This window comes from Leptospira ilyithenensis, assembly GCF_004771005.1.
Classification (GTDB): domain Bacteria; phylum Spirochaetota; class Leptospiria; order Leptospirales; family Leptospiraceae; genus Leptospira_A; species Leptospira_A ilyithenensis.
On sequence record NZ_RQHV01000052.1, the window covers coordinates 1 to 25,260 of the forward strand.

The 25,260-nt window shown below is 39.1% G+C and carries 21 protein-coding genes; 11 read left to right on the forward strand and 10 right to left on the reverse strand.

Annotation, left to right across the window (positions count from 1 at the left end):
• The first annotated feature begins 793 nt into the window (after nucleotides 1-793).
• From EHS11_RS12390 to EHS11_RS12410, 5 genes are all read left to right on the forward strand, one after another.
• Entirely contained in the window at nucleotides 794-3,757 is a 2,964-nt protein-coding gene (locus tag EHS11_RS12390) for a type I restriction endonuclease subunit R (protein WP_135764731.1), read from the forward strand.
• A gap of 166 nt (nucleotides 3,758-3,923) precedes the next feature.
• A complete protein-coding gene (locus EHS11_RS12395; protein ID WP_425460586.1) occupies nucleotides 3,924-4,922 on the forward strand; it encodes a Fic family protein in 999 nt (332 codons plus the stop codon).
• 126 nt (nucleotides 4,923-5,048) lie between these two features.
• Entirely contained in the window at nucleotides 5,049-6,248 is a 1,200-nt protein-coding gene (locus tag EHS11_RS12400; RefSeq protein ID WP_135764733.1) for a restriction endonuclease subunit S, read from the forward strand.
• 4 nt (nucleotides 6,249-6,252) lie between these two features.
• Nucleotides 6,253-7,374 (forward strand): AAA family ATPase, encoded by a 1,122-nt coding sequence (locus EHS11_RS12405; RefSeq protein ID WP_135764734.1) that lies wholly within the window; start codon nucleotides 6,253-6,255, stop codon nucleotides 7,372-7,374.
• Nucleotides 7,375-7,422: 48 nt separating this feature from the next.
• Entirely contained in the window at nucleotides 7,423-9,036 is a 1,614-nt protein-coding gene (locus tag EHS11_RS12410) for a type I restriction-modification system subunit M (protein WP_135764735.1), read from the forward strand.
• 226 nt (nucleotides 9,037-9,262) lie between these two features.
• On the opposite strand, the gene EHS11_RS20340 is transcribed toward EHS11_RS12410, so the two are convergent.
• From EHS11_RS20340 to EHS11_RS12425, 3 genes are all read right to left on the reverse strand, one after another.
• Nucleotides 9,263-9,586, reverse strand: coding sequence for an ImmA/IrrE family metallo-endopeptidase (locus EHS11_RS20340; protein ID WP_135764736.1), 324 nt, complete (start codon nucleotides 9,584-9,586; stop codon nucleotides 9,263-9,265).
• Nucleotides 9,587-9,808: 222 nt separating this feature from the next.
• Entirely contained in the window at nucleotides 9,809-10,324 is a 516-nt protein-coding gene (locus EHS11_RS12420) for an SRPBCC domain-containing protein (protein ID WP_135764737.1), read from the reverse strand.
• Between the two features lie 5 nt (nucleotides 10,325-10,329).
• Nucleotides 10,330-10,665, reverse strand: a complete 336-nt coding sequence (locus EHS11_RS12425) for an ArsR/SmtB family transcription factor (RefSeq protein WP_135764738.1) — start codon at nucleotides 10,663-10,665, stop codon at nucleotides 10,330-10,332.
• 990 nt (nucleotides 10,666-11,655) lie between these two features.
• Between EHS11_RS12425 and EHS11_RS12430 the strand changes: the two genes are divergently transcribed.
• Nucleotides 11,656-12,582 carry a transglutaminase-like domain-containing protein gene (locus EHS11_RS12430; protein ID WP_135764739.1) on the forward strand — a complete coding sequence of 309 codons (927 nt, stop codon included), beginning with the start codon at nucleotides 11,656-11,658 and terminating at the stop codon, nucleotides 12,580-12,582.
• Complete coding sequence (locus EHS11_RS12435; protein ID WP_135764740.1) at nucleotides 12,583-13,260, forward strand: N-formylglutamate amidohydrolase; 678 nt, start codon at nucleotides 12,583-12,585, stop codon at nucleotides 13,258-13,260.
• Here EHS11_RS12435 and EHS11_RS12440 read toward each other — a convergent pair.
• From EHS11_RS12440 to EHS11_RS12455, 5 genes are all read right to left on the reverse strand, one after another.
• Complete coding sequence (locus EHS11_RS12440) at nucleotides 13,255-13,479, reverse strand: VOC family protein (protein ID WP_135764741.1); 225 nt, start codon at nucleotides 13,477-13,479, stop codon at nucleotides 13,255-13,257. The two genes, EHS11_RS12435 and EHS11_RS12440, sit on opposite strands and share 6 nt — an antisense overlap.
• Before the next feature lie 10 nt (nucleotides 13,480-13,489).
• The gene (locus tag EHS11_RS12445) at nucleotides 13,490-13,672 is read right to left on the reverse strand and encodes a hypothetical protein (protein WP_135764742.1); all 183 of its coding nucleotides are present in this window, start codon (nucleotides 13,670-13,672) and stop codon (nucleotides 13,490-13,492) included.
• A gap of 116 nt (nucleotides 13,673-13,788) precedes the next feature.
• Nucleotides 13,789-14,010 (reverse strand): hypothetical protein, encoded by a 222-nt coding sequence (locus tag EHS11_RS19860; RefSeq protein ID WP_167884433.1) that lies wholly within the window; start codon nucleotides 14,008-14,010, stop codon nucleotides 13,789-13,791.
• A 168-nt stretch (nucleotides 14,011-14,178) separates the two neighbouring features.
• Nucleotides 14,179-15,006, reverse strand: coding sequence for a hypothetical protein (locus EHS11_RS12450; protein ID WP_135764743.1), 828 nt, complete (start codon nucleotides 15,004-15,006; stop codon nucleotides 14,179-14,181).
• A gap of 28 nt (nucleotides 15,007-15,034) precedes the next feature.
• Nucleotides 15,035-15,625 (reverse strand): hypothetical protein, encoded by a 591-nt coding sequence (locus EHS11_RS12455; protein WP_135764744.1) that lies wholly within the window; start codon nucleotides 15,623-15,625, stop codon nucleotides 15,035-15,037.
• A gap of 288 nt (nucleotides 15,626-15,913) precedes the next feature.
• Between EHS11_RS12455 and EHS11_RS20025 the strand changes: the two genes are divergently transcribed.
• From EHS11_RS20025 to EHS11_RS12470, 3 genes are all read left to right on the forward strand, one after another.
• Nucleotides 15,914-16,177, forward strand: a complete 264-nt coding sequence (locus EHS11_RS20025) for an ArsR/SmtB family transcription factor (protein WP_210413686.1) — start codon at nucleotides 15,914-15,916, stop codon at nucleotides 16,175-16,177.
• A gap of 270 nt (nucleotides 16,178-16,447) precedes the next feature.
• Entirely contained in the window at nucleotides 16,448-17,206 is a 759-nt protein-coding gene (locus EHS11_RS12465; protein ID WP_135764746.1) for a helix-turn-helix transcriptional regulator, read from the forward strand.
• Between the two features lie 79 nt (nucleotides 17,207-17,285).
• A complete protein-coding gene (locus EHS11_RS12470) occupies nucleotides 17,286-19,262 on the forward strand; it encodes an AMP-dependent synthetase/ligase (protein WP_135764747.1) in 1,977 nt (658 codons plus the stop codon).
• A gap of 420 nt (nucleotides 19,263-19,682) precedes the next feature.
• Here EHS11_RS12470 and EHS11_RS12475 read toward each other — a convergent pair whose 3' ends face one another.
• Nucleotides 19,683-21,533 carry a PP2C family protein-serine/threonine phosphatase gene (locus EHS11_RS12475; RefSeq protein WP_135764748.1) on the reverse strand — a complete coding sequence of 617 codons (1,851 nt, stop codon included), beginning with the start codon at nucleotides 21,531-21,533 and terminating at the stop codon, nucleotides 19,683-19,685.
• A gap of 587 nt (nucleotides 21,534-22,120) precedes the next feature.
• On the opposite strand from EHS11_RS12475, the gene EHS11_RS12480 reads away from it, so the two are divergent.
• Nucleotides 22,121-23,689 (forward strand): 7TM diverse intracellular signaling domain-containing protein, encoded by a 1,569-nt coding sequence (locus EHS11_RS12480; RefSeq protein WP_135764794.1) that lies wholly within the window; start codon nucleotides 22,121-22,123, stop codon nucleotides 23,687-23,689.
• An 88-nt stretch (nucleotides 23,690-23,777) separates the two neighbouring features.
• Here EHS11_RS12480 and EHS11_RS12485 read toward each other — a convergent pair whose 3' ends face one another.
• Nucleotides 23,778-25,169, reverse strand: a complete 1,392-nt coding sequence (locus EHS11_RS12485) for an MATE family efflux transporter (protein ID WP_135764795.1) — start codon at nucleotides 25,167-25,169, stop codon at nucleotides 23,778-23,780.
• Nucleotides 25,170-25,260: the final 91 nt, after the last annotated feature.

A 25,260-nucleotide genomic window follows, 5' to 3' on the forward strand; every position in this document is an offset into this window, starting at 1 on the left:
CTTTGTCGTATAAAGTTGGGAAAGCCTTTGGTCGTAAGATCGGAGGCTTTTTTGTTTTAGGCGGATAAATGCTAACGCTTCGCTTACCGCATTTTCCCGCTTCCTATGGGTCACGCATCAGGTCGCGAGCTCGCAGTCGCAAGCCAATGCTGCTTTGTGCTCCGCTGGCATTGACCATTGAATGTATTCACTGTCGTATATTAGTTGAATGAGTAAGAAGCTCGGATCGTTAAGGTTCGGGCTTTCTTTATGTACGGAATGTATTTTCGAATTGGATCAGTAACCTTTTGCGGAATACGTTCCCAACGGAAGCGAAGCCCACGAGGGCGTAGCGCGCGAATCGGGACATGGACGTCCCGTGAGCAGGAGTTGGGAAGGGATGGAGCTTTGGCTTTCCCTAATTTGTTAAAGGATTAGGAAAGTGAAAAGGAGGGAAGAGGTGGTGAAGATCAGCAAGCAAGAAATACTTTGTCGTATAACATGTTGGAAAAGCCTTTGGTCGTAAGATCGGAGGCTTTTTTGTTTCCAGAGGGGGGAGCTAAATAATTCGAATAAAAAGCGCGAAGGTTTATTTGAATATAAATTTTAATTAGATTAGAATAATTTGTCCGACGGATAATTTAAAATAATTCATTGTAGTAAGGATCGGTGGTTTTAGGTGAATGTAATTGAATTCACTTAACATTTGCTTTTTGTTATTTAAATAAAATCAAATCAATTGACTTTATAGTAAAGTTTGTAAGAGTTAAGCGAAAATTAGTAACTTTAGAATAATTCTAGTTTGGAAAATTAAATGGTCACTGAGTTAGATATCGAACATAAGCTAATTGAAAAACTTGGTGATTTAAAATATACATATAGACCAGAAATTCGAAATAAGGAAACTCTTGAGCAGAACTTCCGAAGACATTTCGAAGAATTAAATAAAGTCAATTTAACTGACTCCGAATTTGCCCGCCTTAGGGATGAGATCGTCAATGCTGACGTTTACTTTTCTTCAAAACTACTTAGAGAAAGAAATACCTTTGAGAGAGAGGACGGAACCCCACTTCATTATACTCTTGTAAATCTCAATGATTGGTGCAAAAATAATTTTGAGGTCATCAATCAGTTTAGAATCAACACAGAAAAAAGTTATCATCGGTATGATGTTATAATATTGTTAAATGGAATTCCGATCACTCAGATTGAACTCAAAACTTTGGAAATCAGTCCACGAAGAGCCATGCAACAGATTGTTGACTATAAAAATGATCCCGGTAACGGGTATACGAATTCTCTTCTTTGTTTTATTCAATTATTCATCGTTAGTAATCAATCAAACACATACTATTTTGCAAATAATCAGAACCAACATTTTAGTTTTGATGCGGATGAACGTTTTTTACCTATCTATCAATTTGCGACAGAAGATAATAAAAAAGTTACTCACTTAAATGAATTTGCACAAAAATTCCTGCCTAAATGCACATTGGCCCAACTCATTAGTCGTTATATGGTTCTGGTTGCAAGTGAACAAAAATTGATGGTCATGCGTCCATACCAAATCTATGCGGTGAAAGCGATTGTGGATTGCATCGAGCAGAACCGAGGAAACGGATACATTTGGCATACTACGGGTAGTGGAAAAACACTTACTTCTTTCAAAGCCTCTACTTTGTTAAAAGATAATCCTAACATTGAAAAATGTTTATTTGTGGTGGATCGTAAGGATTTGGATCGGCAGACGAGGGAAGAATTTAATAAATTCCAAGATGGTTGTGTTGAGGAAAACACAAATACAGAAACATTAGTTAAACGACTTCTTTCTACAGACTATGCGGATAAAGTGATAGTAACTACCATTCAAAAATTGGGTCTTGCTCTTGATGGGACACAAAGAAACAACTATAAAGAAAGATTGGAGCCATTCCGCGACAAACGTATTGTATTTATTTTTGATGAATGCCATCGGTCTCAGTTTGGTGAAAATCACAGTGCGATTAAAGATTTTTTCCCCAAGGCGCAATTGTTTGGGTTTACGGGGACACCTATTTTTAGTGAAAATTCCAGTTACTTGCAGGTGCAAGGGGATCAGGCTTCTTATATTACAACGGAGGATGTGTTTCAAAAAAGGCTTCATGCGTATACGATCACGCATGCGATTGATGATAGAAACGTATTGCGCTTTCATGTAGATTATTTTAAAGAAGAATTGAGAGGGCAAAAAGGCGTAAAAGTAACAGATGCAGCTGCCTGGAAGGCTGTTGTTGAGGCTATCTTAGAAAAACACGATACAGCAACTCACAATAGAAGGTTTAATGCAATTTTCGCAACAGCTTCCATCAATGAGGCAATTGCATACTATGGGCTTTTTAAGGAGATCCAGAGTCAAAAAAAAGTGGAGGATGAAAATTACTCCCCTCTTCTAGTTTCTTGTGTCTTTTCGCCTCCAGCGGAAGGGAATAGAGACGTCCAGCAAATCCAAGAAGATTTACCTCAAGAGAAAGAGGATAATAAGGAGGCACCAGAAGAAAAGAAGGCCGCCTTACTTGCGATTATTTCGGATTACAACAAACAATACGACACCAATCACAAAATGGGTGATTTTGATTTGTACTACCAAGATGTTCAGAAGAGAATCAAAGATCAAAAATACTCTAACAAAGATTATCCGCGTCACAATAAAATTGACGTTGTGATTGTTGTGGATATGTTGCTTACAGGTTTTGACTCTCAATACCTAAATACTCTGTATGTTGATAAAAACTTACGATACCACGGACTCATCCAGGCCTTTTCTCGAACCAATCGAATACTCAATGATACAAAACCTTATGGGAATGTATTGGATTTTAGAAACCAAAAGAATGCGGTCGATGATGCCATTGCCCTTTTTTCAGGAGAAGAGGCCAAACGAGCCAAAGAAATTTGGTTAGTTGATCCAGCGCCTGTCGTCATTACCAAGTTCGAAAATGCAGTTTCTAACTTGAATGAGTTTATGAAGTCGCAAGGTTTGTCTTTTGCACCGGAACAGGTAAATAATTTGCAGGGGAATGAGGCAAGAAGTCAATTCATCAATCTTTTCAAAGAAGTGCAAAGAATCAAAACACAACTGGATCAATATACCGATATTTCCCATGAACAAACGGAAGCCATTGAAAAAGTGATTTCGCAGGATACACTTCGTGGTTTCCGGGGGGTATATTTAGATACTGCGCAGAGGTTCAAAGTTGAACAAAGACCTAACGAACTGGAGACGGTGATCCATCAATTGGATTTTGAATTTGTCCTTTTTGCATCTGCTATCATCGACTATGATTACATCATGGGGCTGATTGCAAGATACACACAAAAAACATCCAAACAAAAAATGAGTAGGGAGCAGCTCGTTGGTCTACTTTCTTCTAGCTCCAATTTGATGGAAGAACGTGACGAAATCATTGAATATATCGGAACTTTAAAAGCGGGCGAGCCTCTGAGCGAAGAGGAAATTCGAAAAGGATACATCCAATTTAAAGCAAACAAATTCCAGAACCAACTGGCAAGGACTGCAAAAGATCACGAACTAGAACCAGCCGCCTTACAAGGATTTGTAAAATCCATTATGGATCGGATGATTTTTGATGCGGAAGTTTTGAGTGATTTGATGGCTCCTTTTGAGTTGGGTTGGAAAGAAAGAACTAAAAAGGAGCTGGCACTTATGGAAGACCTGGTTCCTTTGCTAAAGAAGTTAGCCCAAGGAAGAGAGATATCGGGACTCTCTGTGTATGAGTAGGAATACCGAATATGCATAGAAAAAAGGGAAAATTATACAGAATCTGTTTGATATGTATAGAAAACGATGTTTTTTATACATATAGGGGTTTCTTGTGAATGCAGGTTTTGTTTTAGAAAAGTTACCTCCGTCCTTCGAATTAGAGACCAAGGCAGTTCTTCGGAAAGTGCCATCAGCCCAGAGATACTTAGCAGAATTGAAAGGAGTTTCCTCTAGCATTCCGAACCAGACCATTTTGATCAATGCTCTCTCCTTACAAGAGGCTAAGGATAGTTCCGCTGTAGAAAATATCATCACCACAGACGACGAACTTTTCAAAGAAGAATTATTTCCCGAGGAGACGAACCACCCGGCGGCAAAAGAAGTCGGGAACTATGCGACTGCTCTTCGAAAAGGATTTGCTCTCGTCAAAGAATCCAAACTTTTAACTGGAAATCATGTTTTGGAAATCCAAGAAATCTTGGAAAAAAATAAGGCAGGCTATCGAAAATTACCTGGAACGGATCTCAAAAACCAACTGACAGGAGAAGTGGTTTATACACCACCTCAAAGGTTGGATGAGATCGAAATCTTTATGAAAAATTTAGAGGCTTATATCAATGATGACAGTCTGTCCGAGGTGGATGATTTAATCAAAATGGCTGTGATTCATTATCAATTTGAAAGCATACATCCGTTTTACGATGGAAATGGAAGGACAGGAAGGATCATTAATATTCTTTATCTTGTATTGAAGGATCTTCTTACGCTTCCTATCTTGTATTTGAGTCGTTATATTATTAAAAATAAAATGCAATACTACGAACTCTTACAAGGTGTGAGAGACAAAAATGATTGGGAGTCTTGGATTTTATTTATACTCACTGGTGTAGAAGAAACTTCTAAACAAACCATCGAAACCATACAGTCCATCAAACTGGTGATGTTGGATTATAAACATAGAATCCGCACCTCTTGTAAATTTTATAGCCAGGATCTTATAAATAATTTATTTTATCATCCCTATACAAAAATTGAATTTATTGAAAAGGATTTAGGAGTGACTCGTCTTACTGCCGCTAAGTATCTAGAAGAACTTTGCAAACAGGGATTTCTCAAAAAACAAAAAATGGGACGAACCAATTACTATATCAATTTGGGACTCTTTCAGGTGTTAGCAAAGTGAGTAGGAATACTGCTGCCATCAATCCAAATTTGATCACTTGGGCACGGAAGGAGAAAGGCAAACTTTCTGTAACTTCGGTCGCTAAAAATATATGAAAAGATTGATTGGCCTGTTAGGTGGCATTGTATGAAACAAAAAGAAAAAATATCCCAAAAACAAAAAGTGCCTGATTTGCGGTTTCCTGAGTTTAAGGATGCGAGGGAATGGGAGGAGGTTAGCGGAGATTTTCTTTTTGCTTCAATTACAAATAAAAATCATGATTCAAATTTGCCTATACTTGCTATTACACAAGAGTATGGAGCAATCCCGCGTCATCTAATTGATTATCAAATTTCAGTCACAGAAAAGAGTATCGAGAGCTACAAGGTTGTCGAACCTGGTGACTTTATTATAAGTTTGCGATCATTCCAAGGTGGAATTGAGTATTCGAATTACCTGGGGATATGTAGTCCAGCTTACATTATACTAAGAAAAATTAAACCATTATACGATCACTTCTATAGGCATTTTTTTAAGACACCTAAGTATATTCAAGGACTGAATAAAAATATCGAAGGGATTCGTGATGGTAAAATGGTTAGCTTCAAGCAGTTTTCTGAATTGCATATTCCATTCCCCGCCTTCCCCGAGCAACAAAAAATCGCCGATTGCCTTTCCTTGTTAGATGAAGTGATCTCACTCGAATCCCGAAAATTAAAGTCGCTTCAGTCGTATAAGAAAGGTTTATTGCAAAAGTTGTTTCCTGCAGAAGGGGAAACAGTTCCTGAATTGCGGTTTCCAGAGTTTCAAGATGCAGGGGAATGGGAGAAGAGGAAGTTAGGGGAGGTGTGTGTCATGAAGGCAGGTCAGTTCGTCTCTGCAACGGAGATTAAAGAATTTTTTATCGAAGGTCTTTTTCCTTGCTATGGTGGAAATGGAATACGAGGATTTACTAAGACTTATACACATGATGGTTCTTATAGTTTAGTAGGAAGACAAGGTGCCTTGTGTGGAAATGTTAACTATGTAAAAGGTAAATTCCATGCAACGGAACATGCATTGGTGTGTGTTCCTGGCTTAGGCATTAATAATTTATGGTTATATTATCAGCTATTTAAAATGAATCTAAATCAATATGCTACCGGACAAGCTCAGCCAGGACTATCCGTGGATAATCTTGTAAAAATTTCAGTTTTTTCTCCGACAAACATACTTGAACAACAAAAGATCGCCGATTGTCTTTCTTCTTTGGATGCATTGATCCAAGAGCAGTCGCAGAAATTGGAAGGGTTGAAGTCACATAAGCAGGGTTTGTTGCAGGGTTTGTTCCCGGTGATGGGGGAGTGAGGGAATGGATCATAAAGAACTTGCTCAAACATTAGTTCATTCTTCAGAAAACATCATTTTGATTTATGCTTTCAATTCTACTGGAAAGACAAGGCTATCGATTGCTTATAAGGATGAAACCAAGCGTGAGGATGGTAGCAATACTGGTGTCTATTATAACGCGTTTAGTGAGGATTTATTTGTTTGGGATAATGACTCGGCAAATGAAGGGCGAAATGTTCAGTTAAAAGTGCAAAATAGCATATTCAATCGGTTCCATAGTTCACTCACTGAGGATCTAATTAGCGAAAATTTAAGAGCTTATTTACCAAAGTATAGATTTCGTTTTAATTTTAATGAAAATCCAGAACAAGGAATAGAATCTGTTTCTTTTTTCCCAATTCTACCGCAGAAAAAAAAAGACAATGAGGAAGAAATAAATCAAATTGAAATAGATGAGGAAGAGCCTGAGTTCCCGATAAAAATCTCTAGAGGCGAAGAAAGAATATTTGTCTGGTGCTTCGTATTAGCACTTTTTGAAATCGGAGAATTTTTCGACAATCAATCCGAATTTATTTTCATTGATGATCCCGTTTCGAGCTTAGATGAGCACAATATTTTTGTTACAGCAAATTTGATTTTTGAATTAATTCAAAATCATTTTAAAGAAAGGAAAGTAATCATCACCACTCACCACGCTGGGTTATATTCAATCTTGAATGATTGGCTAAAGAAAGGAGATCAAAAGCAAAAATTTGAAAATAAGTTTCAAACATTGATACTTAGGCAGGACCCATCCGCAAATCTGAAAATTGTGAAAGATAATAAAGATACTTTTCTTTATCATCTCAAACTATTTCAATTGCTGAATGAAGCAAAAGTAAGTAACGAAGTATCGCCATTTCATTTCGCCTTATTGCGCCAGTTGCTAGAAAATGTATCCTCATTCCTTGGAAAGGGATATTTTAGCTACGTTCTCGATAAAATTGAAATTGAAGATGTCAGTCAAACAGCAGATCGAGTGAATGCGCTTTCCCATAAGAAATTTTATACCGAAACATCATCCTTGCTAAACAATGATGATCGACGTATATTTGATGAAATATTAAGTAAATTAAAAACAAAATTCGATTTTTCTATTAGTTAATGGAAAGAAACTCTAAAAGTTTTCAATAAAAAGTAAATATTAACAACCATGACAGAACCTCAACAAAATCAACTCGGCAAAACTCTTTGGAACATCGCAGACCAACTACGTGGTTCTATGAATGCGGATGACTTCCGCGATTATATGCTTTCGTTTTTATTTTTGCGTTACCTATCGGACAATTATGAGGCTGCAGCAAAAAAGGAATTGGGAAAGGATTACCCAAAACTAGAAGCAGGTGACAATAGCACTCCTTTGAATGTATGGTATGAGGCCAATCCCAAAGATACCAAAGATTTTGAAAAACAAATGCGCCGAAAACTCCACTATGTAGTGGAACCTCAATTTTTATGGAGCCATATTGGGGAACTAGCCCGCACGCAAAACAAGGATTTGTTAAAAACATTACAGGCTGGCTTTAAATACATTGAAGAAGAATCGTTTGCGAGTGCCTTCCAGGGACTATTTTCTGAAATCAATCTTAGTTCTGAAAAACTTGGGCGAACCTACGATGAAAGAAATAAAAAACTTTGTGTCATCATTACAAAAATAGCAGAAGGAATCAGGCAGTTTTCTTCCGACTTGGATATCTTAGGTGATGCTTACGAGTATTTGATCGGGCAGTTTGCTGCAGGCTCGGGAAAAAAAGCGGGAGAGTTTTATACACCACAACAAATATCCAGTATTCTTTCTGCCATTGTCACTCTGGACAGCCAAGATCCAAGCACGGGTAAAAAGAAAAAACTAGAGAACGTTTTGGACTTTGCCTGCGGTTCCGGTTCCTTATTATTAAATGTGCGAAACCAAATTCTAAAAGAAGAAGGTAGTATTGGAAAGATATTCGGACAAGAAAAAAACATCACTACCTTCAACTTGGCAAGAATGAATATGCTCCTCCATGGGGTGAAAGATACTGAATTTGAAATCCACCATGGCGATTCTTTGTTAAACGACTGGGAATTACTGAATAACCCAAATCCGGCAAAGAAGATGCATTTCGATGCCATTGTGGCCAACCCTCCGTTTAGTCTGCGATGGGAGCCATCTGAGTCGTTAGGGGAAGATTTTCGGTATAAGAGCTATGGTCTTGCACCGAAATCGGCGGCAGACTTTGCCTTTTTACTCCACGGGTTTCATTTTCTAAGCGATGAAGGCACCATGGCCATCATCCTTCCGCATGGGGTTCTTTTTCGAGGAGGTGCGGAAGAAAAAATCCGTACCAAACTCATACAAGATTCGCATATTGATACTGTGATTGGTTTACCAGCTAACTTATTCTATTCGACTGGAATTCCTGTTTGTATCCTCGTTTTGAAAAAATGTAAAAAATTTGATGATATTTTGTTTATCAATGCGAGCGAATATTTTGATAAGGGTAAACGGCAAAATCAACTTTCGTTAGAACATATTGAAAAGATAGTTTCGACCTACCAATTCCGAAAAGAAGAAGATAAGTATTCGCGTCGTGTAGGAATGAAGGAAATTGAAAAGAACGATTATAATTTAAATATTTCTCGTTATATCAGCACTGCAAAGACAGATGAAGCCATTGAACTTGATCAGGTACATGCGGAACTTGTGGAGCTCGAAAAAAAGATTCTTGAGGCAAAGAAGAAACACAATGGATTTTTGAAGGAGTTGGGATTGGACGAGTTGCCGTAGGGGAATTTATTTTTGTTACAATAGATTAAAACCCGCTTAGTATTCCTAAGTTTTGAAGACGTAGAGTCATAGTCATCGGGCTTACCTGGAAAGATTTGGCAAGATTACTGATTAAATCTTTGCCATTATCGAGTGATTCCTCAAATACGCCGGCGCCATTTTCTTCGATAAACTTTTCGATTTCCTGGATTACTAAATCTTTTGGCATCAAAAGGGCAGCGGCAAATCAATTGGCTTCAATCTCTAGTCTGTCTAGAGCAGTAGAGGATAGAGGCGAACGGTAAAAAGACATTTTATCCACATGAATGGATTCCGGTTTGTGTAAAATGTAGTGACCCAATTCATGTGCTATTGTGAATCTTTTTCTATGATCGTGGTGGTCTTGATCCACGACGATAGAGTATAAATTGCCTTCGACATTGAGAATCCCTGAGACATCTTGGTGATTATCCTGGATGCCACACAATGGAAAAAGGGGAGGGATCTCTAAAAAATCTGGTTCCCGTTCGCTGGGGGCTATTCGCCTTCGTGAGTTTTTCTTCGGTTCCATTCTTATATTTCGAATACGGTTACATAATTTTTAGATACTTCCAAAAATCTATTCAGAGGGTCGAGTTACTTTAACAGCAGTAATGCTATTTTGTAAGGATATTAATATTAGAATAAGTAACCCTTAGCGAACTACGCTCCCAACGGAAGCGAAGCCACGAGGGCGTAGCTCGCGAATCGGGACAGGACGTCCCGTGAGCAGGAGTTGGGAATGTAGTTCGCTTTACGTAGGCTTTAATAACAATCGATCAAGTTCCAGGTAGCATTCTGACATGCCTTCGCAAGCGCCACCTTCAAGCATCATCTTGCGCACTTCGGCGGAAGCATATCTGCATACATGTGTTAGCAGCGTTGCATTGCCTTCGGTTGTGAAAGTACGCGACTCGACGGTAGCGTTCGGATCCTCGGGACCATTCGGATGGAAAGTCGATATGTCCATGACGTAATTTTCGGTATTGGCGACTTTTTCAGGCACCAGCACCTCCAGAAATTTCCCATAAACGCCAGATTTGTTTCCCTTTGCGTCCGCATAGAGATAGAGGTATTTGCCACCGACTTTAAGATCTTGCTCGCAAGTTTCCAATACCATGCCTTCGGGACCGATCAGCCATCGGCGCATCAGCTCGGGCTTGGTATGGCAGTCGAACACCAATTCACGCGGCGCGGCGAAATAGCGTGTAAACACGGCTTCGGTTTCACCTCGAAGTTCTACTTTCACTTCTTTTTGGTCTGTTTTCATTTTTGTTAATCTCCTTTTGTTTGTATCGTCTTCAGTTCTTCGAGCAATCCATCCAGTGCCTGGTATCGTTTCTCCCACATCTGGCGGTATTTTTCAATCCAATCGGTAGCGTTTTTGAGTGGTACGGTTTCGAGCCTACGCGGTCTTTCTTGCGCACGGATTGTTGTTGAGACAAGGCCAGCTTTTTCCAAAACCTTTAAGTGCCGCGAAATGGCGGGCTGGCTCATATGGAACGGTTTTGCGAGTTCCATGACCGTTGCATCTCCTTCTGCGAGTCGCATAAGGATAGCTCTTCTGGTCGAGTCGGCGAGAGCGGCAAATGTGGAATCGAGGGCTAGCATAAATGATACGTTATATAACGTATATGTTATATAACGAGAATGGTCAACCTTTTTTTATACTTTTATGTCTTACGGCTTTCTACTTGGTCGTGCTGAAAAATAGGCTATACCATCGAAAAGTCAAAGATCCTTGGGCAGCTCACAGTGTTTTGTGGTTTATCCGATGAATCAAAACTCTGCAATTTGATAGCTTAGAAAAGAAATTTTGTCGCCCTGGGACGGAAATCGGAAGACATTGATTCTTTATAATTCAAAAAGTTAATGTTTGTTAATCGGAAGTGACTTCCCGCGTTAGGGATACGGAGGGCGTAAGGTCCCGAAGGGACGGGAGCGTAAGCGCACCCCGAAGTAGCCCGACCCATTCTTGAGTAATTTTCACCTAACTGAAGATAACCGGGAACGCCCGAGCAAATCTTTAAAATTACCCCTTCACTATTTTACAATCCATCCGCGCCTTAAGTAACAACTAACGTATGTTTGCTTTTGTAGATAGAACCAGGAAGGAAAATTTTGGAGCTTGGGGCTAGCGTCCATGGATGGACGCGGTAGCGAATTCCGACCCGGATGGGAGGATGAGCGAGCCACAAGATACAAAATTGGACTGACTGTGAACTAAAGCAAACCGAAGTTCTACGGTTTCATTCCAAGATAAAGATGTTCAATCATATCATTCGTTATTGTTTTCGCATTTTTAAAATCAATTTTTCGAAACATCATCTGTTTACCAGAGAGTAGAACGGCAATTCCCTGAACCTATTTGATCTTGGACGGATCGGCATGAGGAATCTAATATTTTACCCAGCGAAGAGTTTGTCATAGTCATTTTATAAATCAATTAGTACGTCATACAATCCTAAAAGTTAAGTTCTGTTTCTGGAATATCATAAAACAGAGTTCAATCGTTCTACAAAACCGTATGTTTATACACAGTTTTATAAATGAAAACGGTTTTATGTTGGACTATACTCAATTCACCATTCTAAATTAGTAATGAAACAATCACCTTTGAATCCGCCAGTTTTTGATATAAGGATACGGGTGGGTTGCCATCTGGTTTATGAAGCTACCGGACCGTCGACTTTGTTACTTAACATTCAGCCATTACGTGATCGTCAGCATCTGATCATTGCTGAAACGTTAAACTTGGGCTCTGACCAGTCAGTGGAAGAATATGTTGATTCACACGGTAACCGCGTATATCGACTTGCACTGCGTCCTGGTAGTAACATCATTCATCACGATGCGATAGTTGCAGTTGTTTCAATGCCAGATAACTATGATTTTACGGATAGCTCTCCAGTTGCGGTTGAAGAACTCCCTCCTGAATTGTTACGCTACACTTTGCCAAGTCGCTACTGTGACTCCGACAAACTGACTAATTTTGCTTGGGAAAAATTTGGTCATATCGAACATGGTCTACCGCGAGTTCAAGCTATCAGTCGGTGGTTACATGATAATATTCAATATACTTACTTCTCTGGTCGTCCCGATTTGTCGGCGGGAGATGTGTTGAATCGCGGTTATGGTGTTTGTCGAGATTTCGCACATTTAGCCGTAGCTCTGAATCGTACTTTCAATCTGCCTGCTCGATATGTTACTGGTCATCTTCCGGACATCGGATTCCCTGATGTAAAAGGGCACATGGACTTTCATGCCTATGCCGAAGTTTATTTAGGTGGTCGTTGGTATATAAGTGACCCGCGGTTTCACGTGCCGCGCATCGGTCGAGTCAAAGTTTCTTGCGGCTTGGATGCTGTTGACGGAGCGTTTTCTACAATTTATGGTGGAGCGACTTTAAGTCACTTCGAGATATGGGCCTATCAAATTACAAAAGGTTCTGTTAATGTCGGCGATCCGATTGATCTTTCGCAACGCCTTGATAACCAATGGACGGTGCAAACGGATGTTAAACCTTAAATGAAGGTCCTTCTTACCTGCGAACATGCAAGAAATAGTTTTCCTCCCGATATGGAAAATATTTTTAAAGGGAAACAGAGACTACTACAATCCCATCGCGGGTGGGATGAAGGCGCTCTAGAAATGGCACGCGGATTGAAACGCAAGCTGAAAGCACCTTTATTGGAAGGTAGTCATTCAAGGCTTGTTATAGATCTCAATCGCTCGATCAATCATAGAAAAGCATTTTCAGAAATTACGAAACGCCTCCCTCAGGAAACAAAAGATAAAATTATCTCGACGATTCATCGTCCATTTCGTGAAAATGCAAGGGTAATTGTCGAAAAACAATCTCAAGTTTTGCACCTGTCCATTCATTCGTTTGTACCTATTCTTGATGGTAAAAAAAGAAACTGTGAAATTGGAATCCTCTACGATCCGCGTAGGCCACTTGAGACGAACGTTGCTAAACAACTCAAACTGTCTTTTCAAGCGAACGATCCAAATGTCATTATAAAAATGAACTATCCGTATCGAGGTACTTCTGATGGACACACAACTCAATTAAGACGTACATTCTCGCCTAAAAAATATCTAGGAATTGAACTTGAGTTCAATCAGGCCTGGCTAAAGAAATTAAAAAACAAAAATCGCGTGATAGAATGGATCGCTGACTCAATTCAAAACAGTCTTCTATGATAGATATGGATGCGTTAGGGAGCGACCGCATAGCCAACTCGCCAGTCCCTTCATTGCCTCCAAAAGCGTATCATGGATATAAGTTGCTTCTTTTGTTGGTTTCGTGATGATGACAGCTCCGTGTGCGAGGGCAAGTTCTAATACCTCATCTAAGTTGGAAACATAGACTTGCAAAAAGCTAGGTGTCAGCCTCCATTCTTTTTTTCTATCGGCTAACATAATGGTTGTGTTACCCCCGCACCTCGCTGTATAAGACCAAACCGTCGTCATCGTATATGAGTGCTTCTTTTGATTCGACTCCGCCAAAAACTTCTGTGATAAATTGAATCACAAGAGTTGCCTTGTCAGTAATCATGAAAGGATTCACCGTATTGTAACCTTCTGGGATGCTTAAGGATTTTTGTTTTTCCATAATTCAAACTCTCTTATTTGTTATGCTGGTATCATAACTAAGGAAAAAGAAATCGTCTTGAATAAAAACGACAAAGTTCTAATTCGGTGGTTGGATTTGCTCGGATTTTTTGCGGGTTAACACAACGGTGTTGCGGTAATGGCACTGGTTACTTCACCCCAATACTCATCTCCTATTTTGCTATCTAATACTCGATGGCCAAATGAGAAGGGCCGACCAATTCCGCTCGCCCCGGCTCGTTTCATAAATGCAAGGCCCCAGGTTTCCTTGGAAGGGTCCTCATACTCTCCTTCGGAAACAACAATCGCATGCCAAATGCATTGTATGGTAACCACCAAGGGTATGATTAACCGCTTAGGAAATTTCTTCGACTTTAGGTAAGACCGACCGATCCAAATTCATAAGGACCTATATTCAAAACAGATTCCTCATTAGAGGAAGCGAATTGGCTTAAAGGGAACTTTATTTTTGAAAAAATCGATAAAAAATTTCCACAGTTTTTCTTTTCAAACAGTTATTTTTTTCCTCCAAAAAATACTGTTTAAATAAGCAACAATGTACATCAGCGCCCCATAAATCATAATTCCTAAACTGATAGCAGAATCATCCCAAAGGAACTCAGCCAACACAAGGGCAATGGTTAAATTTCGAATTCCAGTAACTGCTGAGATGGCGGATTGAAGATTCATGGGAAGTTTATAAAATAAAAGTCCCGAGTTGGATGCAATAGAAGTGAGAATTAGAATAGTAAGGGTCACGTCCCAGCTAATTTCCAATAGGTGTCTATAGTTTTCAATGCTTAAACTCAGAATACAAAATAGTAAAAGTAAATTGGCAAATTGATTCAATTTGTGTGACCAAACGCTATGGTTGATATCCAATTTGTTCCGAACTAAAACTCCAAATAAAAGTGGTAGTCCTTGGATACCAATTCCAATGGACAATAGTTTTAAGATTATGAGATAGGAATCCTCTGCATTTAGATTCAAAGACAAAGAAACAATGATTGGGATAAAGATTGAACCAATTGTATTCAATCCTAGGATCAAAATACCTCCCAGGAATGGATCCCCCTTTGACTTTATGATGAATATTGCACCTGAAGTTCCTCCAGGAGAAATGGCACAGAGTAAGATGGCGATTTGATAAACATCTTCCAATTGAAATACCTGAATCAATAGATAAGCTATGCCAGGTATTAGAATCAAATTTAAAATGATTGCAAACAATGCTAAATTCTTATCTAATATTGTTTTTTTGTCCTTAGAAAATTGAAGACCAATTGAAAACATGGAAATCAGCGAAAGCACAATAAGCGGAATCTTTATTATCATGACTTTTGTTTATGAATTTATGATAGGATTAATTCAACCCAGGTAATGTTAGGCGGAATCGGAAATATTTTTCCCATCCGTGATCCTTGGTAAAATAAGGATGAAGAAGAATGATATGCAAAGTCCCAATGATAAAAGCACCTGGTAGTAAATTCCAAGCAATGAAGAAAGAGAGAGAATAATCTAAAAAGGCAATCCCCCCTTTAAAGCTTTGGAAATGGTTATTTTCTAAATGATAAAGAACAAACAAAGTCAAGAATACGGAGTGTAAAGATATTAAGATTCCATGGATTGTGTATTCTAATGAACTCAACCCTTCAAACCTTTGTCTTGCTTCCCGTTCTATCCACATATCCCAAGCTTGAAAGAGAAGATCAAAAACGACAATGGCTAAAAATAGATACAAAAAAATTCCTTGGAGTTGAAAAACCAACATTCCAAGAATGATAATAGGGAATAGAATAGAGCGTACGGTATGCAAAATATGCTCTTTTCGAGTTTCTCGGAATTTATACAATTGAAATTTCCATAGATGCAAAATGATGGCATCAAAAAACCCAAACATTGCGTAGATAACAATCAATATGGCAATCATATTTAAAAGATTAACAATTTCCATAATCTTCATCCCCTGCATGCATATGCATAAATGCACACTTATACATATGTTAAAAATGACAAACCCTTTTTTAATTATTCTTTACATTTTCGAAATCGTTGGTTTGATTCAATCTATATGCTTAGCCCCAAATCGAAAGGCAATGATAGCTCTGCCCTTTCTAATGCTAGAAGAAAGGGAAATCCCCCCAATCGAAAGCATACAAAATCCTCAAAAGAAATTCATTTGGATCTTTTAGATCAAATACTTGACTCAAAGTTTTTAAATTCTTTATCGGATTCGAGCCGAGTGACGGTTTTAAAGAAAGTGATCCTTTTGGGCCGAGCTGATGTAAGCCAAATTGCAGAAGATCTTCCTTTGGACAAATCTGTAGTTTCACGGCATTTAACTTTCCTTTCCGAAGCTGGTATTTTAAATCGAACCAAAATAGGAAAACAAGTTTTCTATGAACCAGATCCGCAGAATATTTTAAAACGCTTCCAGGCCATCATTGACGGAGTCCAACAAGTCATCGCTAATTGTTGCCCGATCGTTTTTCCATTCCAAAAATAGCAATATATCAACTAATGATTATTAACTTATTTTGTGTGGTTATGGAATTTTTCAACACTGCTCATACCATTCCTTGCGTTTTTAGTTTATTGATAATGAAGGACTTCCGTAGATAAAATCATATATTGTTTTCTACTTCTTATACCTAGCATAATTGTTCTAAAGCTGCCTATATACGTGTCCACTTTTGGGAGAAGGGCCAAAATGGGGAAGTGAGCGAAATTGATTTTTGCTTGCATGATTAAATCCAAACCTTCCGAATTCAATACTATGAAGCAATTTTTGATTTGGGATGATTTTGCTACATATCGCGGCGATGGATTTTCAACCGGTCGGCATAGCCATTTTTATATTCAGATCAGTCTACCTGATTCCGGCATCATTGAATTACGGACGCAAAGCGGTGAGTGGAAGACATACAATGCAGTCTTTATTCCCTCCGGTGTGAGTCACGAAATGAGACGCGTGGAAGGCAATCTAACTCTGCTTTTTTTGAATCCATTAACAACAGGATATCATCTTTTCCATGATAGAAGTTTGGAAGTAAATCATTCATCGTTTGAAGTCGGAGATCTATTCACAGAAACTGTAAAACATCGAATCAAACAAATTCTAAATTCATCGGATACGAAAGTCCGCACGCAACTTCTTGACATTATCAATAAGGATTTTGCAAGAACTACAAGTCGCGAAATTGATGCACGCATTCAGAAGAGTATTAAAAATGTAGAGCTCGAGGATTTTTCGCTCACCCGCTTGGCAGCAGAAGCTCACTTATCAGTAGAACGTTTTCGTCATCTTTTTAGCAGGGAAACGGGTGTTCCCTTTTCCGCTTATCGACTTTGGTTAAAAACAAAGAAGGCGGTAGATTATTTGGCGAATCATCCGCACTTGCTTGACGCTGCGCATGAGGGAGGATTTGCGGATCAGTCTCACTTTACGCGTGTTTTTCGCCGATCATTCGGTGTCGGCCCTTCCGATTTTACAAAAATGAAAGAACCCTTCAATGCCATTTTCTTTTCGAAATAGCCGCTGCGTTCAAGATCGTTTTTCAAAAATCTGATATTGTATTTCTGATATTATATTTGATATCGGAGAGCAAGAAGATATGAGTTCAAAAGTCACAGCCAAAAATCTGGCGGAATTGTATTACGATAGTGCCAAGAAGTATGGCGATAAGCCGGCATTCGGAACACGAAACAAAGATAAACAATTTTTTACGATAAGCTTTCGTGACGTATATGAAACTGGTGTCGCGCTTGCCACTGGGTTAATCGACCTTGGATTGAAAGCTCGTGATCATGTAGCCGTTCTTTCGGACAATAGAAAAGAATGGATCATCACCAATTATGGGATATTACTCAGTGGAGCTGCGGATGTTCCGCGTGGCACTGACGTAACGGACGGCGATATTCGATACATTCTACCGCATTCTGATGCAAAAATGGTATTCGTAGAAAATGAAGTTACGCTGCGAAAGATCGAGAAGAATTTTGCAGATCTTAAAAACATAACTCATGTTATCCTTATTGATGGCGACTCCATTACTACAAACGGAAAAGGCAATCCGAATGGTAAGGTGCAAATAGACCCGAAAGCCGGGCCAATTCCTAAAACAACAAACATGGCTGATCTCATCGCGAAGGGAAAAAATTTACGGGAATTAGGTGACCGAAGGGTAGAAGAACGAGTCGCTGATATTAAACCTGACGATTTATTTACGATCATTTATACTTCCGGAACCACGGGAGAACCCAAGGGAGTCATGCTAACTCATGCAAACATGATTTCGCAGTTACGCAATATTCCGATTGATATCGGTCCTAAAGATCGATTTCTTTCCATTCTACCTGTGTGGCACAGCTTCGAAAGGGTTTTTCAGATGGGAACGATCGCCATGGGCGCCTCGCAATATTATACCAACGTGAAAAATATCCGCGAAGATTTATCGATTGTGAAACCTACTTTCATGGCCTCGGCGCCAAGGCTTTGGGAGAATCTCTATCAAGGTATACAGTCGAGGATCCAAGAGGGTTCTTTTATAAAGAAGATATTATTCAAAATAGCCTATGGCAGCGCTCTTCGCGTTCAAAGGCCGCTGCATTTCTTTAAAGGGAATAGATTGGATCTTAGCGGCCGGAATCTTGTGCAGTCCATCACACTCGCTGTCTTCTCTTTATTTTCAATCATCGTGTTCCTCATTCCTTATCTCATTCTTAATGCGATCGTATTAAGGAAAATCAAACAAGCGACAGGTGGGAAATTGCGAGGCTCGGTTTCCGGCGGGGGATCTTTACCCTTTCATATCGATGAATTTTTTAACACGATAGGAATTCCAGTGCTAGAGGGATACGGATTGACAGAAACTTCACCGGGACTCGCATTCCGTACACCCAAACATTTGGTAGTTGGCAGTGTAGGGCCGATAATTCCTGAAACCGAAATCCTATTGAAGGATATAGAGACTGGTGAAATATTATATCCACCAAAAAAAGGAGCAAAAGGTGAAATATACGTGCGTGGACCGCAGATCATGAAGGGTTACTACAAACGACCCGAAGTCACCGCCAAGGTTCTTGCAAACAACGGTTGGTTTAACACAGGAGATATTGGAATAATGACTTACAACGATACTCTTAAAATTGTTGGCAGAACAAAAGAAACGATTGTGCTCCTCAACGGAGAAAATATCGAACCTGTGCCGATTGAAAACAAACTCGTCCAATCACCATTTATCGATCATGTTATGGTCGTCGGCCAGGATCAGAAATTTTTAGGCGCTCTTATCCTGCCCGCGCTCGAAAAGTTTGCAGAGTACGGATCTACTTACGAACAGCTTGCAGCTAGCAAGGCAGTTCACGAGAAGATCCTGCAGGAAGTAAAGAACTCGATTCGCACAGAGAACGGATTCAAGAGTTTCGAAAAGATTGTCGAAGTGCGGTTAATTCCAAAGGCTTTTGATGTTGGCGATGAATTGTCGGCAAAACTCTCTGTTAAGAGGCATGTAGTCACTGCCAAGTATCAGTCGCTGATCGAATCGATGTATGAAGTGAAAGCGCAAGGGCAGGCTTACGCACGACGGTAAGCTTCTCATTAAAGGCGACTAAATCCATTGAATACAACAATGAATTGAAATTTGGTCGTCGTACGTTTTGTTCAGTGGTGTACATGTTGATAGTTAGGCGGATTTTTGTTATTCTGTTTTTCCACCTTTTATTATCAACCATATTGCAAGTCCGGGTTCTCCGAGTGCCATTGGCAGTGCAAGTATATTGTTAGTCCGAATATCCAAATAGTTTTGAAAGAAATAAAATTGTTCTTTAGTATTTCGTTATCGTTTCCTTGTTTCAAATTCGCAACTAAGAAGTATGTAGCTATGCTAAAAATAATGGTGTAAATTATTCTTAGGATAATTGATTGATAGAGTAGTGTGTTTTCTAAAAAAATCCTATGCGTAAATTCAAGTTGGTTTTTATCCGCTCGCAGATTGTTGAACCAATAAAAATCAACTATTCACTAACAATCGTTCTAATTCCATTTGGTATTCTTCTGACCTCTTAAAACGTTTGGACTTTTTATACAATCGAACTAGAAGTTTTAGGACAGGGATCACATCTGGTTTCCGACTATAAATTCTTTCCGCCATATCAATCGCATTTTCTATGCGACCTGCCTTTGCATACTGTACAGCACCTTCCAGAATCATTTGTAGCCCGGAAGGATGGAGGTTAGAAAACACCTCTGCTGCTTGCCCTGCTTCCTTCGCATGATTTAAAATTTTATGTGTGCGAAATAATAATTTCCATAACGCAGGATCTAACGAATTTTTTTCCGTTGATTCAGTGAGGATTGCTAGCGCACCCTCAGTTTCATTGTTTTTCAATAAAAAAGCAGACTTCTTCAAAGAGCTTTCGTCCCTGATTTCTTTTATGCTCTGCTTAGGTTCGAAACGTATATTAAGAAGTGATAAATCATCGGTCAGTTCTCCTGTCTTTTCAAGAATCTCACCTAGCAGCTGCAAATCTCCTTCCGATTTTTCGACCAATTGTAAAATTATCCTGTGGTCTTCATTCATAATTTTAGATTCGGAGATTTCATCCCCATATTTCCAATCATCCCGACCATCGGAACCGATGATGATAGTATCTCCAGGTCGAATCCAAGTGGTTTCTATCCTTGCTTTTTCTCTAAGCAGCCCCAATTTAAAATTGGTTGCTTCTTCAGTTAAAAAACTTGCTTTACCTCCCCTTAACCGAATGGGGAAAGGATGTTCCGCATTGATATAATACATAAATCCATTTTCTTCATCTACAAGGCCAAGGATTAATGACATTGACATCGAACCGGCAAAACCTTCGAACACTTTATTCAAATCATTAAGTGCGGAACGTAACCATCGTTCTGGAAAATAATCAGAAAGTATTCCTTCACGATGTGTTCGTTCGATGAGCGCGCGAAAGGCAGTTCCAAAAACGAGTACTCCGCCCGCTCCTTGCATCGATTTTCCCATCGCATCACCATTTGCAAAAACAGAATAACTTCTGCCACGAAGGATAATTTGGTCTGCGACTGATATATCACCACCTAACTCGTAAATTTTATCTTTAATTTGAAATGTTTTTTTCTGTTTAATGTATGAAGATATTTTTAAAGTATTGGATTGGACACGAATCCCTGCGAGCGGATTGATCAATAAAGATGTTAGAAAATAATCTGCATCTTGTTGGTCTTTGAGTTTCCGAATTTCACTGATTGCGTCTTCATAGGAGCGATTCAATGTTCGAAGCATGAGTCCGGTTAATAATAAAACGGAAATTGAGGTGATCAAAAAATCTTCACTGCGTGCAATACTGGATGAATAATCGGAAAACCAATCCGGACTTTGATTTTGTGAGATACTAACGCCTAATACGATTGCGACAAAAAAAACGATAGCCATCCAATCAAATTTTTTGCCAAGGATTAACATATTCAATATCAATATTGGTGAAAATAACATTATGTTTGCACTGACGATACCACCACTGTATTTGATCTGCAATAACGCAGTCATTGTGCTAATGATAAAAGTGGGAATGACTAGAGTTCTAAATAAAGATAAAAACCTTGCCAGGTAATAGAATACAAATGCAAATCCAAAAGCAATCCACAGGGCAATGAGTCCACCTGTTTCAAAACCCTCTCTAAAAAATTCGGAGCCTAACCCCACTGCCATGGCAAAAATTCCCGCAAACAAAGTGCCATTCAGAATTCTGTGTCGCATTACGAAACGTTCGGTGGGACCTAGAACAAACGATACAAATTTGGCAAAGCCTTTTTGCAGACGATTCCAAAGAAACCCAATTTTTGCCAACATCACTTAAATTTTCTCCTCACCGTTGTTTGTCATCGGACGTAAAAAATTTTAAACTTTGCCTGGAAATTCAGCGACTCCATCACCCATCTGTCAAGGAAGAAACCAAACACTTGTCGAGTTTTAGGAAATTTTTTTCCAAAGGATCGTTACGGGAATTGATAAGTGGCGAGAAGTAGATGTAATAATGAACATCGTTCACCGAAAGGCCCACAGTTTGAATCGAATGATTTCCAATTGTATGCAAGTGGACGAATGTTATCCTTAAAATTGTTTTCTAATACTTCGCTCTACTTCTTTTTCATTAATTAGGTCGAGGCTTTTCGCAGAAGGTGAATAATATATATCTTCTCTTCGATTGCAAAAAAGAAAAATCGAATGAGTGAGATTATCCATCTTTATTTCCGATTGAACCAAATAACCAAGAGTAAAGCATGAAAGAGATCGATAGTTTCCGGTTTGTTGATTACGGATTTCTAATCTTTTAAAAGAACTTTTTCATCATTCATACAGAAGTCGGTTTTGCAAAAAGGCTTGTCAGACTCTGGAGGTTGAGGCGTAAATTGTGTGCGATGAAAAAAATTTCCTGGATGTTTTTCTTATTCCTAATGTTGACAGGAATTTCTTGCACGCCGGATCACCCGGGAGATCATAATGTAACCAATCTTTTCGAATTCTTTTTAGACCCTAGTACAGATATTTCTTTTGATCAAATTCAAAGACAAAAATCTTGGAAACAAATTTCCAAAACCCAACTCTCATTTAATTTTACAAGTGATGTCATCTGGCTTCGGGGAAAAACAGGCGAAGGTGGGTTTTCACCCGATAGAATACTTTCCTTCGAATGGAAAGCACTCGACTCTGCCATTCTGTATTACCCAGTGAATCGAAAAGAATTCCAAACCTTCGAAACGGGAGACACAGTCCCTAAGTCGAAGTGGACTCTTCCGGAAGCCCTTTACCCCGGCTTTAAAATACCTAAACATTCGGAAGGTTCCTATTTTTACATTCGATTGCAATCAAAATCCTTAATTTCTTTTCCCATTCGTTCGATGGAAGAAAGATCATTTAATAAACGTATGATTCTGGAAACGGCAATCACCTGGCTTATATTAGGTGTATGTGCCGTTATGATTGTTTTTGCTCTTTTTTATTATTTTGCTTTTGGCTTAAGTGAATTTTTTTTCTACGCAGGATATGTAGTCTGTACTGTATTATGGTATAACGGTCAATATGGGAACGCTTATGATGTTTTGTGGCCCGAATCCACTTGGTGGCAAAACAAAGCCATTTTAGTATTTGCTACTTTGGGGATTCCCTTCTCATTCCAATTTGTGCGAATGTTTTTAAATACAAAATTACACAACCCTCGGATTGATCGGATTTTACTTATCATTGGGATTGTGGCTCTCCTTTGTGTTCCTGCAATTCTTATCTCTTATACGACCAAAATTTTCTCAAGAATTGCTACTTATATTTATCTTTTCTCCATTCCTATGATTCTCGGAACCGGAATACAAATATATTTCAAAGGGGAAAAACGAATTCTTTTCTTTCTTATAAGTTGGGGATCGTATTTTATCATTAGTTACAATACGATCTTTTATTTTTTGGGAATCCTGCCTTATTCCACACCACTGTTATATTCTGCTGTGTTTATTTTTCCTATCGATCTATTCTTCTTATTGTTTAATCTCTTGCAAAAATACGAAAAATTAGAGGGGGAAAGAAATGAGATTCTCCATCGTATTATTACATTAAGCACGGATGCAAGCAAAAGCACTCGTTATGCGAAGTCAAAACTAAACTCTGTCAATACAGAAAAATCACTCGCAAAACTGGAATCATGGATGCGGGAAACCAAACCCTATTTAGACGAAAAACTTGATTTAGAAATCGCTTCTCTTGCCATTGGCCTTACGGTCCAACAAACTTCTGAATTGCTCAATTCCAAACTAGGTGTGAGTTTTCGAGGTTATCTCAATTCTTTTCGTATTACAGAAGCTAAAAGATTTCTCAAAGACAAACCGGAGACGTCTATCCTTTCCATAGCCTACGATACCGGATTCGGTTCCAAAACTGCTTTCAATGTGGAATTTAAAAAAGCCACGGGACAGAGCCCATTGCAGTATAGGCAGGCTGTCGATTCGATAGAATGATGATCATCGGCACTATTGTTTTGCAATACAAGCCCGTTTTAGACAACGGGCTTGTAATATTTCCCGAAATTTTCAATTTCAGAAAAATTTAAACTTTGGTTTCTTTCCATTTTCCTTTGGTAAACAACCATAGGGTAAAAACCCCAACGGAAGATTCTGTCACCATCATGGACCAAAAAACTCCTTCATAACCAAAATTGAAATTTTTACCTAGAGTGTAGGCGAGTGGAATTTGAATGAGCCAGAAAAATACAATATTGATTTTAGTAGGAGTCATCGTATCACCAGCTCCATTAAACGCTTGTGATGCGGCCATCCACCATGCATAAATAAAGTAGGAATAGGAAACAATCGTTAACCATTTCCCGCCAATTTGAATCACAAGAGGGTCACTTGTAAAAATGGAAATTAAACTTTCTGCCAGAAAAAAATATACAATGGAGACCAAAATCAAATACCCCATATTACAATAGCCTGTAAACCAAACAGATTGTTCTGCGCGGTCCGGTTTGCCTGCTCCCAAATTTTGTCCGACAAGTGTGGCTACGGCATTGGACATTCCCCAAGACGGCATCATCGTAAACATCATCACTCTAAGTGCAATGGTAGCACCTGCGACTGTTTGGCTACCAAACTCGGCAAGAATTCTCATGATAAAAATCCATGAGGTCATCGCCACAATCATTTGACCAATGCCTCCAATCGATGTTTTTAGAATTCCTCCAATGGTTTCCCATTCGATTTTTAAATGAGAGGCTAAAACTTGGATGTGTTTTCCTCCACGGAACAATAGCCAAAGTTGAAAACAAACACCAGTTCCACGGCCGATCGCGGTGGCAATCGCCGCTCCGGTAATTCCATACGCAGGAATGGGGCCCCAACCGAAAATAAGTATGGGATCAAGTATGATATTGAGACCATTGGAAATCCAAAGTACCTTCATGGCAATGGCAGCATCTCCGGCACCCCGAAAAACAGCATTGATCATAAATAACAAAACTATTACAACATTGCTGCCAAGCATCCATTGCATATATGGGTATCCTTCCGTAAGCACCCAAGTGTCCGCCCCCATCAAAACTAAAAGTTCTTTTGAATAAAATATTCCTGCAATTGCAAACGGGATAGATGCTACAAAAGCGATGAATATGGCCTGAACAGCAGCTGTCCCTGCTTTCTCTTTTTCTTTTTCTCCAATCCTTCGAGCGATAATGGCGGTGACAGAAAAAGTGAGACCCATCGCTATGGAATACAATAAAAACAAATATGTTTCCGTGAGACCAACTGTGGCAACAGCCGAGGCACCGAGTTTTCCCACAAAGTATATATCCACTACAGCAAACACCGATTCAAGTACCAGTTCTAGAACCATTGGAACGGAAAGCAGGAATATCGCCTTACGCATGCTAACTTCGGTATAGTCTGCTTCCGAACCTGCGAGGGCATCTTTTAATTCTGCCCATAAGGAAGCAGAAGTGATGCGTGATTGTTGTTTTGAATTTCCTGATTTAGTTTCCAATATTCATGCCTTTAGTTAAAATTTATTAATTTAAATTATTTCTTTTCTACAA

Excerpts from the sequence above, each read along its gene's own strand:
- EHS11_RS12410 (WP_135764735.1), top strand. The coding sequence starts at position 7,423 with ATGACAGAACCTCAACAAAATCAACTCGGCAAAACTCTTTGGAACATC.
- EHS11_RS12425 (WP_135764738.1), bottom strand. The coding sequence starts at position 10,665 with ATGCTAGCCCTCGATTCCACATTTGCCGCTCTCGCCGACTCGACCAGA.
- EHS11_RS12405 (WP_135764734.1), top strand. The coding sequence starts at position 6,253 with ATGGATCATAAAGAACTTGCTCAAACATTAGTTCATTCTTCAGAAAAC.
- EHS11_RS20340 (WP_135764736.1), bottom strand. The coding sequence starts at position 9,586 with ATGGAACCGAAGAAAAACTCACGAAGGCGAATAGCCCCCAGCGAACGG.
- EHS11_RS12470 (WP_135764747.1), top strand. The coding sequence starts at position 17,286 with ATGAGTTCAAAAGTCACAGCCAAAAATCTGGCGGAATTGTATTACGAT.
- EHS11_RS12390 (WP_135764731.1), top strand. The coding sequence starts at position 794 with ATGGTCACTGAGTTAGATATCGAACATAAGCTAATTGAAAAACTTGGT.
- EHS11_RS12480 (WP_135764794.1), top strand. The coding sequence starts at position 22,121 with ATGTTTTTCTTATTCCTAATGTTGACAGGAATTTCTTGCACGCCGGAT.
- EHS11_RS12430 (WP_135764739.1), top strand. The coding sequence starts at position 11,656 with ATGAAACAATCACCTTTGAATCCGCCAGTTTTTGATATAAGGATACGG.
- EHS11_RS12435 (WP_135764740.1), top strand. The coding sequence starts at position 12,583 with ATGAAGGTCCTTCTTACCTGCGAACATGCAAGAAATAGTTTTCCTCCC.
- EHS11_RS12475 (WP_135764748.1), bottom strand. The coding sequence starts at position 21,533 with ATGTTGGCAAAAATTGGGTTTCTTTGGAATCGTCTGCAAAAAGGCTTT.
- EHS11_RS12450 (WP_135764743.1), bottom strand. The coding sequence starts at position 15,006 with ATGATAATAAAGATTCCGCTTATTGTGCTTTCGCTGATTTCCATGTTT.
- EHS11_RS12440 (WP_135764741.1), bottom strand. The coding sequence starts at position 13,479 with ATGTTAGCCGATAGAAAAAAAGAATGGAGGCTGACACCTAGCTTTTTG.
- EHS11_RS12465 (WP_135764746.1), top strand. The coding sequence starts at position 16,448 with ATGAAGCAATTTTTGATTTGGGATGATTTTGCTACATATCGCGGCGAT.
- EHS11_RS12455 (WP_135764744.1), bottom strand. The coding sequence starts at position 15,625 with ATGGAAATTGTTAATCTTTTAAATATGATTGCCATATTGATTGTTATC.
- EHS11_RS12445 (WP_135764742.1), bottom strand. The coding sequence starts at position 13,672 with ATGGAAAAACAAAAATCCTTAAGCATCCCAGAAGGTTACAATACGGTG.
- EHS11_RS12420 (WP_135764737.1), bottom strand. The coding sequence starts at position 10,324 with ATGAAAACAGACCAAAAAGAAGTGAAAGTAGAACTTCGAGGTGAAACC.
- EHS11_RS12400 (WP_135764733.1), top strand. The coding sequence starts at position 5,049 with ATGAAACAAAAAGAAAAAATATCCCAAAAACAAAAAGTGCCTGATTTG.